12 protein-coding genes are annotated in these 14399 nt (G+C 62.9%); 2 read left to right on the forward strand and 10 right to left on the reverse strand.

What is annotated here, in order from left to right; translation table 11 throughout:
* Nucleotides 1–100: 100 nt before the first annotated feature.
* The 5 genes from SC1_RS03805 to SC1_RS03825 are packed head-to-tail and all read right to left on the reverse strand — an operon-like array spanning nucleotide 101 to nucleotide 4101.
* A complete protein-coding gene (locus SC1_RS03805) occupies nucleotides 101–961 on the reverse strand; it encodes a hypothetical protein (protein ID WP_152682281.1) in 861 nt (286 codons plus the stop codon).
* Nucleotides 962–980: 19 nt separating this feature from the next.
* Nucleotides 981–2006 carry a hypothetical protein gene (locus tag SC1_RS03810; protein ID WP_152682282.1) on the reverse strand — a complete coding sequence of 342 codons (1026 nt, stop codon included), beginning with the start codon at nucleotides 2004–2006 and terminating at the stop codon, nucleotides 981–983.
* 32 nt (nucleotides 2007–2038) lie between these two features.
* Nucleotides 2039–3118, reverse strand: a complete 1080-nt coding sequence (locus SC1_RS03815) for a hypothetical protein (RefSeq protein ID WP_152682283.1) — start codon at nucleotides 3116–3118, stop codon at nucleotides 2039–2041.
* On the reverse strand, nucleotides 3054–3761 hold the full coding sequence (locus SC1_RS03820; protein ID WP_152682284.1) for a hypothetical protein: 708 nt from the start codon (nucleotides 3759–3761) through the stop codon (nucleotides 3054–3056). Before SC1_RS03820 ends, SC1_RS03815 begins: the two co-directional genes overlap by 65 nt.
* Before the next feature lie 10 nt (nucleotides 3762–3771).
* Nucleotides 3772–4101 (reverse strand): hypothetical protein, encoded by a 330-nt coding sequence (locus SC1_RS03825; RefSeq protein ID WP_062177809.1) that lies wholly within the window; start codon nucleotides 4099–4101, stop codon nucleotides 3772–3774.
* A gap of 108 nt (nucleotides 4102–4209) precedes the next feature.
* On the opposite strand from SC1_RS03825, the gene SC1_RS03830 reads away from it, so the two are divergent.
* Complete coding sequence (locus SC1_RS03830) at nucleotides 4210–6930, forward strand: winged helix-turn-helix domain-containing protein (protein ID WP_062177813.1); 2721 nt, start codon at nucleotides 4210–4212, stop codon at nucleotides 6928–6930.
* Between the two features lie 249 nt (nucleotides 6931–7179).
* Here the strand turns inward: SC1_RS03830 and SC1_RS03835 are convergent, their stop codons facing one another.
* The 4 genes from SC1_RS03835 to SC1_RS03850 form a co-directional block, all read right to left on the reverse strand.
* Entirely contained in the window at nucleotides 7180–7602 is a 423-nt protein-coding gene (locus tag SC1_RS03835; protein WP_152682285.1) for a hypothetical protein, read from the reverse strand.
* Between the two features lie 135 nt (nucleotides 7603–7737).
* On the reverse strand, nucleotides 7738–9342 hold the full coding sequence (locus tag SC1_RS03840) for a hypothetical protein (RefSeq protein WP_193749100.1): 1605 nt from the start codon (nucleotides 9340–9342) through the stop codon (nucleotides 7738–7740).
* A 538-nt stretch (nucleotides 9343–9880) separates the two neighbouring features.
* Nucleotides 9881–10252 (reverse strand): PRC-barrel domain-containing protein, encoded by a 372-nt coding sequence (locus SC1_RS03845; RefSeq protein WP_062177821.1) that lies wholly within the window; start codon nucleotides 10250–10252, stop codon nucleotides 9881–9883.
* A gap of 604 nt (nucleotides 10253–10856) precedes the next feature.
* Entirely contained in the window at nucleotides 10857–12113 is a 1257-nt protein-coding gene (locus tag SC1_RS03850) for a DUF4118 domain-containing protein (RefSeq protein WP_062177824.1), read from the reverse strand.
* Nucleotides 12114–12261: 148 nt separating this feature from the next.
* Between SC1_RS03850 and SC1_RS03855 the strand changes: the two genes are divergently transcribed.
* Nucleotides 12262–13077, forward strand: coding sequence for a preprotein translocase subunit YajC (locus tag SC1_RS03855; protein WP_062177827.1), 816 nt, complete (start codon nucleotides 12262–12264; stop codon nucleotides 13075–13077).
* 433 nt (nucleotides 13078–13510) lie between these two features.
* Here the strand turns inward: SC1_RS03855 and SC1_RS03865 are convergent, their stop codons facing one another.
* The gene (locus SC1_RS03865) at nucleotides 13511–14389 is read right to left on the reverse strand and encodes a sterol desaturase family protein (protein WP_062183527.1); all 879 of its coding nucleotides are present in this window, start codon (nucleotides 14387–14389) and stop codon (nucleotides 13511–13513) included.
* Between the last annotated feature and the right edge of the window lie 10 nt (nucleotides 14390–14399).

The following is a 14399-nucleotide window of genomic DNA, read 5'->3' on the forward strand; positions in this document are numbered from 1 at the left end:
CTGCGGCCAAAAGCGGACTGGTCGCAACCGGCCATCCCGCGACCGAACAGTGTAATGACATTCTCCCATTTCACTGCCCAGAAAGCCGCGTCACGTTCGTTCAAAAATCTGGCCGGTTACGAGTTGAGCGCGCGCTGTCCGCCTCGCCGCGCTTCTCGCGGAGAAGCTGGTTCGTGCGGAACTGCGCGTCGTGACCCGCCTGAAAATCCGCCATCCGTACGGAGAGTGAATGGACCAGCCCTCGGGCGTGACCGATCTCGGCCCGCACGACGCGGGCGCAATTGCCCTGTCGTGCCAGCAGGAATGGCCGGGGATTGACGGGAGCGGCGTTCCAGCTGGCGCGCACGGTGTTGCCGGTCTCGACCATTGCTTGACTGATCGCGAGGTAACAGGTCTGGCGCGACGCTTTGGTCCATGGCACCGGCCGTCCCTGCGCGTCCCAAACCCAGTAGATCTGCCCGACAGGCAGGTTGCGGCTGATCTCGCCGCCGCCCGCGGCGAACATGCGCGCTGGCTCGCCAAAACGCTGACGAAGCTCAGCCAGCACATCGTTCAGCAACGGGGCTGCCGGGCTTGGTGTGTACCGGTCGCCGAACGTCTGATCCGACCCGGCAGACCAGATGCGCGGCGCATTGGGCGGTGCGGTGAAGGCAAAGCTGAAAGACTCCATGCGATCAGCCAGCCGCTGGTTCCCCCACATGGTGGAGACGAACTCCGTGCCAGGAAGATTCTCGATGGTGACACCGTAGCGGCATATGCGGCCCGTCCGGCAATCGCCGTCGAGAACCGGGCCGGTGATACCGCGCTGAACGGCCATCCGCTCGATGTCGGCGGCAGTCGCGCCGAGAGGAACGCCAAAGACGGCAAGAGATGGCCCCGCAGGGCTTTGCGCGAGGACCGGCAGGGCAAGGGTCGCAACACCCAAAAGGGCGATACGCGTCACGGGCAATGCAAATGACATAGCTGTCCGCCCCCTTGACCTACCGCGCCCGCGCCGAGGCGCGCACTTCGGCGGCCGGGCACCATCGCATCGTCTCGGCACCGGTATTGGGATCGCCAACCGTGATCCTGTCCGCTGACTGCACCTGCAGGGTTTCACCTGTCATGGGGTCGATGACCCATGCGGCGCCGCGGCGCCGTGCGCTCGCAACTGGCTCCATGCGGTTCGCGGCGAAGGGGGACAGGTCAATCCAGCCTGCGCGCCGACCGTCATAATAGAAGATCATCTCGGTCGCCGTGCCGCAGGCCGCACGAACCGGCACATAGTGGCCGGGGCGGATGTTGAAGGGTGCAAGCGGCGCGGCGACGGGGGCTGGCGCAACCGGGGCTTGGCCACCCGCGTTGCCGGCGGCACCTGACCCGTCCGCAAGCTGGGGCCTCTCGGCGCGGATCGTCGCCTGCATCTGCGGTGAAAGCTGCGCGAAGCCGCATTTCTGATAGGTCTCTTCAGAAACCATATCTCCTTTGGGTCCGCTACTAACCGCAATGCTCCTGACCCGGCCATTTGCTTCGGCTTTTATCCCGAGAACATCTTCATTGTCTCCCGCTGCATGCTCGGCGGTCCAGACGAGGGTGTATCCCTGGTAATAGTCGTAAAAATCGCTTCCCCGTGTCGGTGGGCCCACGCGAGCGATACGATTGATCTCGAAATATGCCGCGTCATTCCAGCCCGGCTCGGCCGGGGAGACATATCCGTAATTCGTCCCGTCGTAGAAGAAGGCGCTTCTGGCGCGAGCGCAGCTTCCCCGTTCGACATCGCCGTAGATACCCCGCTCGATGGGCAATGGCGTCGTCGCTGGTGCGGCTTGCGACGTTGCCTTGGGCTGCGCGGACGCGCTTGCGTTCATGGCACTATCCGGTGCGGCTTTGGACGCAGCGGTGGATTCCGAGCCGCAGGCCGTCAAGGCGAAGATCGCGAGGCCAAGGGCGCCGCCGCGCGCCGCACTGCATATGGTGGACATATTCCGCACTCCTTCTTTAGCTGCTGGCGCCACCGCGTCAGCCATTGAATGAAACTCCATCGATGGCTTACGGTCGATCACCTCAGATCGAGTTCCCGCCGGACATATTGCAGCACGGGGGGAGGAATTTGCGCCGTTGGGCAATGAGTCCAGCGGGTCCCATATTGCTCGGTCAGGCTGGTCCGGCTGTTCACCGTGAAGATGCGGTCATTGAGAATGACTTCGGCGGCTTCCACTTCGCGGAAACGGATGCGGTAGCGGTTGCCGCCCAGCGCTTCGATGTGCGTCCCATCCCAATAGGCAAAAAACTGTTGCTCGATAGCGTCGGCGCAGCTGCCGTTCCCGGCGGCGAAGGCGTAAAATCCCTTTTCGACGGGCAGGGAGGTGGCTGCGGCCTGCGGCTGTCGTGCAGCGGTAGCGTGCGCGCATCCCTCCCTGTCAACGAGCTGGCCGCGATCGTTGCGCCGTTCCAGGGCGTCGATATCGGTGCCCGTCCAGCCCCATGTGACCTTGGTGACGGTGCCGCAGCGGCCGTTGAAGCCGCCCGGCAGGTCGAGCAGGTCGCGGTCGTCGCGACGCGCGATCATGTCAGGCGAAATCCAGCCCATGAAGCCGTCGAACACGCGATAGCCGCTGCCTGAGGAAACGATAAAATCGACGGGCGGCCCTTGATCGCCATAGGCCGGGCTGCTGGTCACGCAGCCGTGTCCCGGCGTGGTGACGACGAAATCGGGGCTGCCGTCCGCATTGAAATCGGCGGACACGAAGCCGCCTTTGCTGCCTGCAAAATGCTGCTCCACAAGATCGACCGCCTCTGCGCGCCCGGCCAGCGGCGCAAAACGTACGGCGGCGAACCGCTCGCCTTGATCGCGGCACTGGCCGCGCGCGAAGCTTACCCATGCGCTCAGGGCAGCGGGCGGCAAGGTGGTCGGTGCTGCTGCTGGTGTGGCAGCCGCAACGCTGGTGGCCGCATTGGTGGCCGTGTTTGTCTGCGCGTCGTTCGCCGCGGCGGTGGATTGCGATCCGCAGGCCGCCAGGCATGCGGAGGCCATGACCAGGGCGATGGGACGGCAAGCGCCTTTGCTGATTCTATCATGTTGCACGGGTCTGATCCTTCTCTTCTTGCAGGGCCGATTGCGCGGCCTTTTCGATCTCAAGGCGCACCTGTCGGTAGAGGGTCAGCCAGCGAAATATCTCCCATGCCACCACGCCGCCGCCGATCAGAAACGCCGCGGGCATGATCCCCCCGGTAGCCCTGCCAGACAGGGACACTGCGATGATCGAGAGGAGCAGAAGAACAGCGCCCGCGCCAACAGCGTAGAGCTTGATGCGGTTGCTCAGAATCCAGTTCACGCGCGCGGGAAAAAGCTGATGGTTACCTGTGGTGTGATTGACCAGCGCCATCGGATGGCCCCGCCCCGTGCTTTTGGGTCCGGCGCAGACGACGGACACGCGGTGACCGTCGCGAACGCCGAACTTGAGGTCCGGAAACTCGACGTCGAATTCGTCGCCATCGTCTTGGCGCGCAAACAGTCGCTGATGCTGCGTCGAAGAGGAAGACACCGATGTCCGCGTCGTCGGCGCTGATATAAACCCGCTCCCCTGATGCAGATAACCGCCGCCGCCCGTCGTCGTGGTTTCAGATGACAGGTGGGTGGAGGTACGGCCTTGCTGTCCGACCACCGTTCCGGTCATCGTGAAGATATTCAGCTCCGCCTGGCTGCGGATTTTCCCTACTGTCGCCATGTCGACCCGCCCTCCAAAACCTGCGGCATTTCCGACAGGGATGTTCGCCGCCAAAATCGATCCTTCATCCCTGCGGACAGAAGACGCCCTCCCGATGATTGAAGAAACACCCGGTGCCTTGGTTGAGCCGAAAATCCATCGAGCCGATGTTGGGATGGCTCATCTCGAAAGAGAGAATGCGGCCCTCGGAATCGCGTACGGCGGTATAGGACCATTCTAGATCGCCCCGATTGCCAAGATATTTCACATGGTCGTCGGATACAAACTGGAGCCGCCACTCCGGCTTTTCGGTATGAACATATGTTGCCTGCTTGCCGCCACACGCGCTGAGCGCGAACATCGGGCCGAGCAGTGCGAGCGCGGAAATCGCCGCACGTTGTGCTGTCCTGGTCATTTGCCTTCTCCTGACTGGTTCTGTTGCGATGAGCCTAGAAAGACCAGCCCATCAAAGTCTTGATGGCATTCTCAAGAATTTCTAAAACCGCGTTCGAGGGGGAAAAGCATGGCTGGCAGCAGTTCGTCGCGGCGGCGTAGACGCCTTTGGACATTCGCGGGTGCCGAGTTCGACGAGGCGAGCTGGGCGCTGCGCGTCGATGGACATGTCGTCGCGCTCGAAGGCAAGCCGCTCGAGGTGCTTCACGAGCTGTTGCTGCGCGCGGGCGAGGTCGTCACCAAGGACGAAATCCTCGATGCGGTCTGGCCGGGCCTTAATGTGGTCGAAGGCTCGCTGCCGACCGCCATCTCCAAGCTGCGAAAGGTGCTCGGCGGACGGCAGGATAATATCATCGAGACCGTGCCGCGCGTCGGCTATCGCCTGACCTGCACCGTCAAGATAGCAAGCGTCGAATCCCCACTCGCGCCGCGCTTCACCTTCGCGGTCGGCGACGCCGTGCCGGGGCGCAAGCAATGGCGGCTGGCTGAGCCGCTCGGCGATACGGGCGCAGAGGATGTCTGGCTCGCCAGTCACGAGAAGACAGGCGAGCTGCGGGTGTTCAAGTTTGCCGACGCACCCGACCGGCTGCGCGCGCTCAAGCGCGAGGCAGCTCTGTCACGCGTCGTCTTCGCCGGCCTTGGCGCCGCCGCCCCGCTGCCGGCGCTGCTGGAATGGAACTTCGACGCCTCGCCCTATTTTATTGAATACGCCTATGGTGGTCACGACCTGACTGTCTGGGCGGATGAAGCGGGCGGGCTGGCGGCGATACCGCTGCAGAGGCGGCTGGCGGTCGCGGCGGACATTTGCCGCGCGGTCGCCGAGGTGCATGGTCTTGGCGTGCTGCACAAGGATCTGAAGCCCGCGAATATCCTTCTTGCCGAGGGCGAGAGCGGCCAATCCGTCAGGCTGGCCGACTTCGGCAGCGGGCGCCTGCTCGATGACACGGTGCTCGAGAGCTTTCACATCACCGACCCCGGCTCGCTCGACACCGACCTTGGCAAGGATGAACCGCGTTCGGGCACGCTCGCTTATCGTGCCCCCGAGTTGACGGGCGATGCCATGCCGACCGTCAAAAGCGATATCTATGCGCTTGGTCTCATCCTCTATCAGCTCGCCGTGGGCGACTTCACGGCGACTCTGGGGCCCGGCTGGGAGCATCGCATTCCCGATCCGCTGTTGCGCGACGACATTCGCCATGCCGCCGAGGTCGCGCCTGAGCGCAGACTAGGCAGCGCCGCCGATCTGGCTCACCGCCTGCACCATCTCGATGAACGCCGGCAGGCCGCTGCCCGCGCCGCCGAGCGTGCCGCATTTGTTGCGGAACAGCAGCGGCTGGAAGAGCGCCGGCGCATGCGCCGTCCGTGGATGCGCGCCGCAGCCGCCAGCCTCGTGCTCGGCCTGATCGCCAGCTCGGCCTTTGCCGTTTATGCATGGACGCAGCGAAATCGGGCGGTCGCCGCGCAGCAATTGGCCGACACGGGCTACAGCTTCATCGCCGAAGACGTGCTGGCGAGCCCCGACCCGACGCGCTCGGCCGCTGATGAGACGGTGATCGACGCGATCAAGCGCGCGAGCGGGAACATCGATCGGCGCTTTGCCGGTTCTCCCGCAGTCGCTGCGCGGTTGCACCTCGCCGTGGCGCGAGCATTTCACGCGCGGTCGGATTTTGACACCGCACGCGCCGAATACGATCGCGCGGAACAGCTATTTGCACAGGCGAACGAAGTGGACAGCGACGATGCCGTGATTGGACGGCTCGGACGCATTCATATGGAATCGACCTCGGGTCAGCCCGAACGCCTCGAAGAAGCCGGGCGGCTGCTCGGGGCCGAGCGACGGCGCCTTGGGCCGCGCGGCGAGAAGGGAAGGGTCGGCTTTGCCTTGGCGCAGGCTGAAGGCGCGTACGGCTATATGGCGGATATCGAACTCGCCGAGCGCGCCTTTCGCCGCGCCGTCACCATCGGCGAAGCGAATGGGTCGGATGTACCGCCCACCCAGCTTCTCAAGGCGAAGTCGTCGCTGGTTCTTGTCCTGATGCGGCTTGGCCGGGCCAAGGATGCCGAACCCGCCGCGCGGGCCATTGTCGCGCAATCCCGGCGCGTGCGCGGAGACGATCATCCCGACACACTGGTTACCCGTCAGCACTGGGTAAACAGTCTTTCCATGGCGGGCAGGGATGAAGAAGCGCTGCGTGCGAGCGGGCCATTGCTTGCGGCAATGCGCGCGCGGTTCGGCGACAATCATCGTTTCACCCTTGCGCTTCATTCCACCCGCTTTGAGAGCTTTGCCGCGCTCGGTCGCTATGACGATGCAGCGGGTGAAGCTGAACGTGTCTGGCAAGGCGCTGCGGTGCAGGCTGGCCCCCAGTCGCATCAGGCGCTCGTCGGGCAGAATGACTATGCCGTTGCCCTGTGTCAGACCGCCCGGCGTGCTCGCGGCGTCGCTGTCGCGCAAGACGCACTGTTGTCAGTGCAACGCGCTTTCGGCGCGGACTATCCGCTGGCGCACGTCATCAGCTTCTACACGGCGGAATGTCTCATCGCCAATCGCCGCTATGCCGAAGCGGGCGCGCTGCTGGACGGCCTCGACAGGCAGAAGGCCGCTGATCTCACCGGACGATCGGAGTTCGGTGCGGGAGTCGATCTCGCCTTGGCTGAAATCGCGTTGGCGCGTGGCGATCGTCCGGAGGCGATACGCGCGTTTACAGCCGCCGATAAAACGCTTCGTACCGCAAAAGATGCGACTACTCGCAACCGCCTGGCGGTACTGCGCCGGGCGTTGGTTATTTGATGGGGGACTGAAACGTCAGGGTGGCCCGGCCGAGAAGCACGAGACCTTCGCTTGGCCGCCAATGGCGGCCTCTCTGACTTTCCGCACAATAGAAGACCGGCAGCAATCGGCCAACCTTGATCAGCGCCACCGCGCATTGGGCGAGCTCAATTGTCGCCGATCGATAGCGGTGGCTTGCATGCGACGACGAAGTCGCGGCTTCGACCTAGTCGCGGTCATTGGCGATTCTGCGACGACGTTACGCCACCATCAAATCGATGAGCAAACTTCGCGTAGAAGCAATGTATCGGACGCGCTCAGCGTCGGAAACCAGCTGTCCAGTTTGACATCCTTTTCAGGCGGCGGCTGGATCGATCCATCCGCCTTGAAGCGTTTTATTTCCATGATCTTCTTGCGCTTGCCCACGCAATCATAGGTCACCCGTTCATAGATCGTGGGAACGCCGAGTTTGCTCATGGACGGCGTCGGCACGGATACCTTCCACAAACTTGCGTTCGTTCCGTCGCGGACGATCGCCGGGTCGCGATATTGGCGATAGCTGCTGTCAGCAAAATAGCTTTTCCAACGGCTAGTCACTTCAGCCGGTGGTGGAGGAGACTTTGCATCCGCCGATGTCATGACAACCACTGCCGCCATGGCGGCACCCGTAATCAGATAGTTTCCTTTTGCCATTGTCGGTCTCCCTTTGCTTGCTCATCGATATTCGACCGTTGGCCTGGCTCCTGTCCAAAGGTTCGATCCTTAAATCCTTGCCTCGGTACCGGCTGTCGACCCGATATGCGGGTGCGTTGTCGATATGCTTAACCCTCAATAGGCTCTGGCGCCGATCGTCTGGGCCTGAGACGGGGTCATCAGACGATCGCCGAGATAATTGCCCTTGCTGTCATACGTGCGGACCGTGACAAGCGCCGGATCACTCGGGCGGCTGGCTGCGGCAGCCATGGCGTTGGCGAAAGCAGCGGCTTCGGCGCCGCGTTCGGCGCGCGCGGCCCGGGCCGCATCGAGCGCGGCGAGACGCGAGCGCTGACTGTCGCAAATCATTGCATTCCGGCCACCGGTGCACAGAACGGCGAGGTCCTGCGGTTCCAGAGGAAAGCGCCGGGCATAGGTTAGAAGATAGTCGCCGCCGAGCTTGCGTGCCTTCGCGATCAGGCTCGTGCCGTCGGGTGAATAGGCGGGCGCATCGAGATGGGCCTGGAAATCGGCGATTAACTGCCCGCGGTCGCCTTTGCTTCGCGCCGCCTGTGCGGCTGAGTAAGCGGCTGCGGCGATGTTGCTGTTGCGGCGCGGCAGGTCAGCGATCGCGTCGGCGAGGCTCGCATAGGTCTGGCGCGCCGGATCTTCGACTGCGGTCCATTGCCCGGTCTCGAGCCGTCCCAATACCGTCTGGCGCCCGGTGCGACCGCGGAAATTGCCGAAGAAAGCCGGTATCAGCGCTGGATCGGTGACGAGCGAGACATATTCGCCGCCAGCGTAACGGTAGCGGATCCCGCGCGGCGTCCGATAAACGCTGACGCGCAAATTCCCGTCGTACAATTCCCACTGCGGATCGGGGTGGCTGGCCACGAACCCGATCCAACCATCGGGCCGCGTCTCCAACTCACCGTTCGCTGCGAGCGGACGGTAGACCCGGTTGCCATCGATCGGTTCCACGGCGGCAAGGGTCGTGAGCCGCCATTTGTCGTCACGTGCGATGACAAGGTCGTGGTCCTTGTGAAGTTCGGTGAGCGATCGGTCGAAGATGCGCACAGGGGTGATGTGGCTCAACGACGTCTGCCGCAGCACCAGCACTTCGCCGTACAATCGCAGGAGGTTGGGGCCGCTCGAGCCCCCGCCTTCGAGGCTGACATCACCGAGGACCCGGAACTTGCTGCCGTCCCATGCCCGGAAGCGCTGGTGATTGAAGGGCACGGAGGCCTCGGAATGTCTGTCATTGTAACCCACGACATAGCGGTGGCCCGACGCGGTCAGATAGGTTTGAGGACGGAAGAAGGTGGGGAGACCGGGGTCGGCAGGCCGAGATACTCCGGTCTTGAGGTCGATCATCAGATTGTCGTACCGCGCCGTCTTGCCATTCATCGTCAGCAGCACGGCGTAGGCGGTATCGTCATTGACGATCGTAACATGATTGTAGAGCGGGGGCACGACGACCGCTCCTGATGCGTCGGCAATTCCAAGCTTATACTTACCCATCGCGCCTTTGCCCTGCGCGCCGCGCTGCTGTTTGCGCCACTCCTCCGCGCTGTAGGCCTTGAGCTTGCGCAAATCGCGCGCCGACGACTGAACCGCGACGGCAAGATCGGCGGCGTCCAGCCTTTCGATGCAATGGGCGCCTTCGGCCACCGCGGTGCAGGTCCAGCTTTCGAGACCGGCTTGGGCCTGCGCGTTTGAACCCGCGCCAAATGCCAGCATCAGCAATGTGGATAGTCGGGATAAAACAGGTATGCGCATCGTGTCGCCTCGGCGAGAGAAGAAAAGCGGTGCGACCCAAGACGCCGATAGCTTGAGACGTTTTGATTGTCACGTTGCCGATCAAGCGACTTTCGGAGCGCGCGCGAGATGACTTGTGCAAGAGAGGTTACCCCGGCGTCGACGTTGAAGATGCGTTGACTCTGACGGAAAACATCAAAGTCTAGCCAGTAAAACTCGCTATCCCGTTGAGCGAGCTCTCCGGTTCGTCGTTGAACGTCCGCTCCCTTTGTTTGACACCTAATTTCGGACAATCTCAAATCGGCCAAATTTTCGATTGCTGGCAATCACGTGCCTCTGGCAGGCCGAGGGAGCAATCCCGATAGATTTGGCGTCCGCACGCAGGACAAAGAGTTCAATTCGCGTCAAGGTACGAGCCTGGAACCCTGAGCCGGCAAGAGCGCGGGCCGGAGTTGATCTCTCCGGCACGCGCCTGCGTAGGTACATCAAAATAACGACCCAATGTCACTCTCATCGTCGGTCAGACAACGGGATAATTCAGGCCATAATGGCCGTAAACACTGCGGCCGTAGCCATCGTCATAGTCGGGCGCGTTGTCTGCCGCATAGTGCGGCGCACTTTCGACCTGCTCTTTCGATAGATCGACGACATAGCCGTTTTTCTCGGTGTCGTACGTGAGCATGTCCCACGGGATCGGATAGTGGTCGCTGCCCAGGCCGAAGAACCCGCCGAACTCGAGCACGGCATGTTCGGCCTTGCCCGACTTCTTGTCGATCATGATATTCCGGACCGTGCCGAGCTTTTCGTTCTGGGGATTGTAGACCCTCGTTCCTTCGACCTTGTCGGATGCGATGAGGCGATGGGATTGGCTGCGTTCGATGGTTTCTACCATGATACTTCTCCGGGTTGATGGTTGATCGCACGCTATGCATGCGGTTCGCCCCCCTCCTGTTTAACGAACCGGTCACGGCCATCGCCGTTGCATGTATAGGCAAATTTCTTTTTGCTCTTTTCTGCGAAGCACTCGGGTGGGGCGCTAAGACCGGGGACCTGGCCGGCCCCGCCCCGCCACGTCGTTGGAGCGCCGCAGTCGCATGTCTCGCAAAATCAGCGGGGCTCTGCTTGGCAATTGAGCGATCCTGGAGCTGGGGACTCGTCGAAATGCGTCGAAGTCATTCCCTTCCTCTCGCGCGCCCGCCGCTACGGCACTTGATCACCCTCGGCGACGATCGCTGGCTAGCGAGCCAAGGACGGCTCGTGCTCCGCCCCGTCAAAACGCCGGCATCCGGCCCGGAAAGCTGCGGGCGGCAGCGAAGCTGCAGGCAAGCCCGAAGCCTAGTGCCGCTCAAGCGATAGGATTGCGCTGACCGCGTCCGCAATAACCGCGGTTGCGAACAGCGCCAGGACCATCCTGCGGCCTGGAATCATCCCGGTATGATGATCGTCGCAGTCTGCCGCGGCCAGTCAAATGATTCAAAAGATGGGCCGCGACCTGATCACGGCTGGCCCCTTCGCATCTCGTCTTCGAGCCGCAGGCGCTCGTGCGCGAGGGCGGCCTGCGCGATAATGGTCGAAAGCAACACGCGCTGGTCGGGTCTGACGGGCTCCGCGCCATCGTCGCGCGCAATGCCGAGAACGGCCAGTTGCCCGAGCGATGTGGCCAGCGGATGGAATTGCCAGTCGGACGAGGAAATCCGCGCCGTGCCCGCGCCCGCTTCCTCGGCATGGGCATGGCACCATTCGAGGGCCGCGCGGTCTACCGGGCCCAGCACCGGCTCGCGTGGCGCCGCACCCGTGATGACCAGCGTGCCGTTCCGTTCGCGAAACACGGCGGCGTTCAGATCGAACAGCCCGTGGACATGTTCGCACAGCGTTGCCGCCGTGCTTTCCCAGTCGGCTTCGCGCGTCAGTCGCTGCGCAAGCGCTGCGAGGCTGGCGTTGTCGCGCGCGCTACGGTCGCTGAGGATAAGCCGTCCCCGCAATTGCCCGGTCACCATGGTCGTATAGGCGGCGACCCCGAACAAGACCGCCGCCATCACAAGATTCTGCGGCGCAGCGGGGTCGAAGCGGAAGGAGGGGGCGAGCAGGAAGAAATTATAGGCAAGCACCGATAGCATGGCGCCGAACAGGGCCGGGCGCAGCCCGTAGCGGGCGGCGATAGCGATCACCGGCAGGAGAAACACGAGGTCGAGCGACCGCGCTGGAATGAAAAGATGAAGAAGCTCGGCGAACAGGAGCGTCGCGCCGACCCAGACTGCGGCGACTGCATAATGTGTTGCAGTCATGCGCACGGGAGCCTTCAAAGGCGTCGCTTCCCGCGCTGGTTCTGCGATGCTGGGTAGGATGTGAAGGAGAATATCTGGCTCCCGCGCCAATAAATTCTCGATCGCCGACGGCTGTAATCGGTCGCGCCAGCGCCGGGCCGGCTGCGCTTCAATCACGAGATGAGCAGCGGGTGAACTTTGAAGATGCTCGCAAATGCCGCCCGCGATCGTCGCGGCAGCAACTGTTGCCACGGTGCCGCCGTGCCGTGCCGCATAATCCAGCGCTTCGGATGCACGCGATCCGGCGGCACCCGCCAGATCGGTTTCCGGCGTCTCGACAAAGATTGCCTCCCAGGCGATTCCGAGCGCTCGTGAGAGCGTCTCCGCAGCCCGGACGACATCGCCGGACGCTGGACTGCCGCTGATCAGCGCCGCAAGCGTCGGCGGAGACTTGGGTTCGGTTGCCGATACGGCCGGGCTGTCCTCCATCGCCACGTCCTAGCGCATGCGCGAGGTCCGCATCGCATGCTCAACTCTGCCCGTCTCGCTCGCTGCACGGTTCATCCTGCTTTGCGGTTAACTCTCCCGCCCATCTGTGAATAGGTGGCTCATCGCACAAAATTCAGGAGAATATCGGATGCTCGAGCGTCTCGGCGCCCTATTGTCCCTTGCGTTGGTACCCGCGCTCGGAGCGCCATTCGGCGCCGCCATCGCACAGCCGGCAGCGAACGTGGATGTCATTGCGGGCGCGCCGGTCTACGATCCGGCAGGCGATCTCGTGGGGCCTGTCGAAAGCGTAAGCGGCGGCAACGCGGTCATCGGCCTGGACGGTGGTCCGATTGCCCTGCCTGTCACCTCGTTCGGGAAGGGCGAAAAGGGGTTGCTGATCTCGGTGTCGCGCGCCGAGCTCGTCGCGGCTCGCGACAAGGCGGCCAATGCGCAGGCGAATGCAGTCGAAGCGGCCGTGCAGCCTGGCGCGGAGGTTCGCGGTGTCAACGGCGCGACCGTCCTTGCCACGGTAAAGCAGGTGGATGCCGACGGGGTGATCGTATCGACCCCGGCGAGCGATGTGAAACTGCCGCGGGGCGCCTTCTTCCTGTCGCCATCCGGACTGGCGATTAGCTTCAGCCCGGCGCAGTTCGCCGATGCGCTCAAGCAGGCGGCGGAAGGGCGGGCCAAAGTCGAAGCTGCCGTGGCGAGCGCCCTCAAGCCGGGGGTAACCGTCCATAGCGCGAAAGGGAGCCAGATTCTCGGAACCGTTAAATCTGTCGATCGAGAGACAGTTACGCTGGCCACCGATCAGGGCGATGTGCCTGTCGCCCGCTCGGCTTTCATCATGTCGCCGAAAGGCCTTGCGGCAGCCTACACGGCGGAGCAATTCGCCGACGCCGTCGCTGCCACATCGGAAGATGGAGCGACTGCGAGCGATAAGACGCAAAAGTCTGCGCAATAAGATTCCGCGCAACAATTATGGTTGGACGCGCGCACCCCGCTCGCTGGCCTCAGTCGGCAACGGGGGATGAAAAATGCAGTTCGAGATACCTCCGCTACACTTCATTGCCTTCATCGCGCTCGTCCTTTTTCTTGTTACGGGGATGTTTGGCGCCATATTGGACATGGTCCGTTCGCCGGCCGTGCGTATTCTATTCGCGCTTTCGGTAATTCTGACCATTTGCGCGCTGGCTTGGGCGGTTTTCGGGTCAGGGGGCTGAGCGTCGCTACACGGGCACTTTTGGTCGCCACCGCGGTAGGGCGCTCAATTTTTCCGCACTGTCCTTGCCTATACCGGTCGCAAAATGCGGAAGTGAGCTCGAGGCTAAAAAAATGGCTCTGCGCGTCCGCCCCCGTCAAATCCCCCCGGCCGGCTGCGTGACCGCGAACCGCCATCAACCGGCGGCAATTTTTCGGGGCAAGGGCGCCGCTGGAACGCTCCCGGGAATATCCGCAGCCATATCCTTGTTCTCTGGAAAGATCGGCCACAGCAATTGCTGGCCGAGCGTCGCCGGCGGCAGATCCTCGACGCCGTAGCTTTCAGGATAGCTGCGGGTGATCTTCGCGGTGCCGAACAGCACGTCCCAGAAGAAGAGCAGATTTCCGAAATTGCCCTTATAATGGACGGCGGGATCGCTGAGATGGCGGCCGTGATGCGCATGATGGGTGGCGGGGGTGCTGATCGTGCGTTCGGCGAGCCACATGACCGGCGCCAACGCCTTGATGCGATAGAGGGGGCGGTCCCAGGCGACGTCGCTGTGGGCGCCTATGATCACCGCCATCTTGACGACCAGATAGCCCGCATAGAACCAGCCGAGCCCAAGATAGACCAGCACGCCGGCAAACCAGATGCTCGGCATCAGGGCATAGTAGATGATGTTGTTCCGGTACACGAGCCGCACGCTCATATAGCGCGCATTATGATGGGCGCGGTGGAGGTTGTAGAGCCAGCCGAAGCTGTGGCTCGCACGGTGCCACCAATATTGCATCATGTCCTCGAAGACGAGAAACAACGCGAGCGCGGCGAGGACGGGAATGCCCGCAAGTGCGCCTTCAAACTGGGGGGCGGTGCGGTGCCCGATCGCGCCGACGATAAGAAGGATCGTCGGCTGCGTGATCGCGAGCAGCACGATCGTGCTAACCGCTTCCAATATTCCGTCATGGCGTGTTTGCTCGTCTTTCGCGAACAGACGCGTCGAGGTAAGTTCGAGCAGTCCGAAGGCCAGATAGATGCCGAGCACGATGAGGCTCGATTGCGCTGTCGTCAGATGCATGGCCGTCTCC

Origin of the sequence: Sphingopyxis sp. C-1 (assembly GCF_001047015.1) — a bacterium.
Classification (GTDB): Bacteria; Pseudomonadota; Alphaproteobacteria; order Sphingomonadales; family Sphingomonadaceae; genus Sphingopyxis.

Coding starts and splice junctions, on each gene's coding strand:
- SC1_RS03835 (WP_152682285.1), bottom strand. CDS start 7,602: ATGGCAAAAGGAAACTATCTGATTACGGGTGCCGCCATGGCGGCAGTG.
- SC1_RS03845 (WP_062177821.1), bottom strand. CDS start 10,252: ATGGTAGAAACCATCGAACGCAGCCAATCCCATCGCCTCATCGCATCC.
- SC1_RS03865 (WP_062183527.1), bottom strand. CDS start 14,389: ATGCATCTGACGACAGCGCAATCGAGCCTCATCGTGCTCGGCATCTAT.
- SC1_RS03855 (WP_062177827.1), top strand. CDS start 12,262: ATGCTCGAGCGTCTCGGCGCCCTATTGTCCCTTGCGTTGGTACCCGCG.
- SC1_RS03805 (WP_152682281.1), bottom strand. CDS start 961: ATGTCATTTGCATTGCCCGTGACGCGTATCGCCCTTTTGGGTGTTGCG.
- SC1_RS03810 (WP_152682282.1), bottom strand. CDS start 2,006: ATGGCTGACGCGGTGGCGCCAGCAGCTAAAGAAGGAGTGCGGAATATG.
- SC1_RS03840 (WP_193749100.1), bottom strand. CDS start 9,342: ATGCTGGCATTTGGCGCGGGTTCAAACGCGCAGGCCCAAGCCGGTCTC.
- SC1_RS03825 (WP_062177809.1), bottom strand. CDS start 4,101: ATGACCAGGACAGCACAACGTGCGGCGATTTCCGCGCTCGCACTGCTC.
- SC1_RS03850 (WP_062177824.1), bottom strand. CDS start 12,113: ATGGAGGACAGCCCGGCCGTATCGGCAACCGAACCCAAGTCTCCGCCG.
- SC1_RS03830 (WP_062177813.1), top strand. CDS start 4,210: ATGGCTGGCAGCAGTTCGTCGCGGCGGCGTAGACGCCTTTGGACATTC.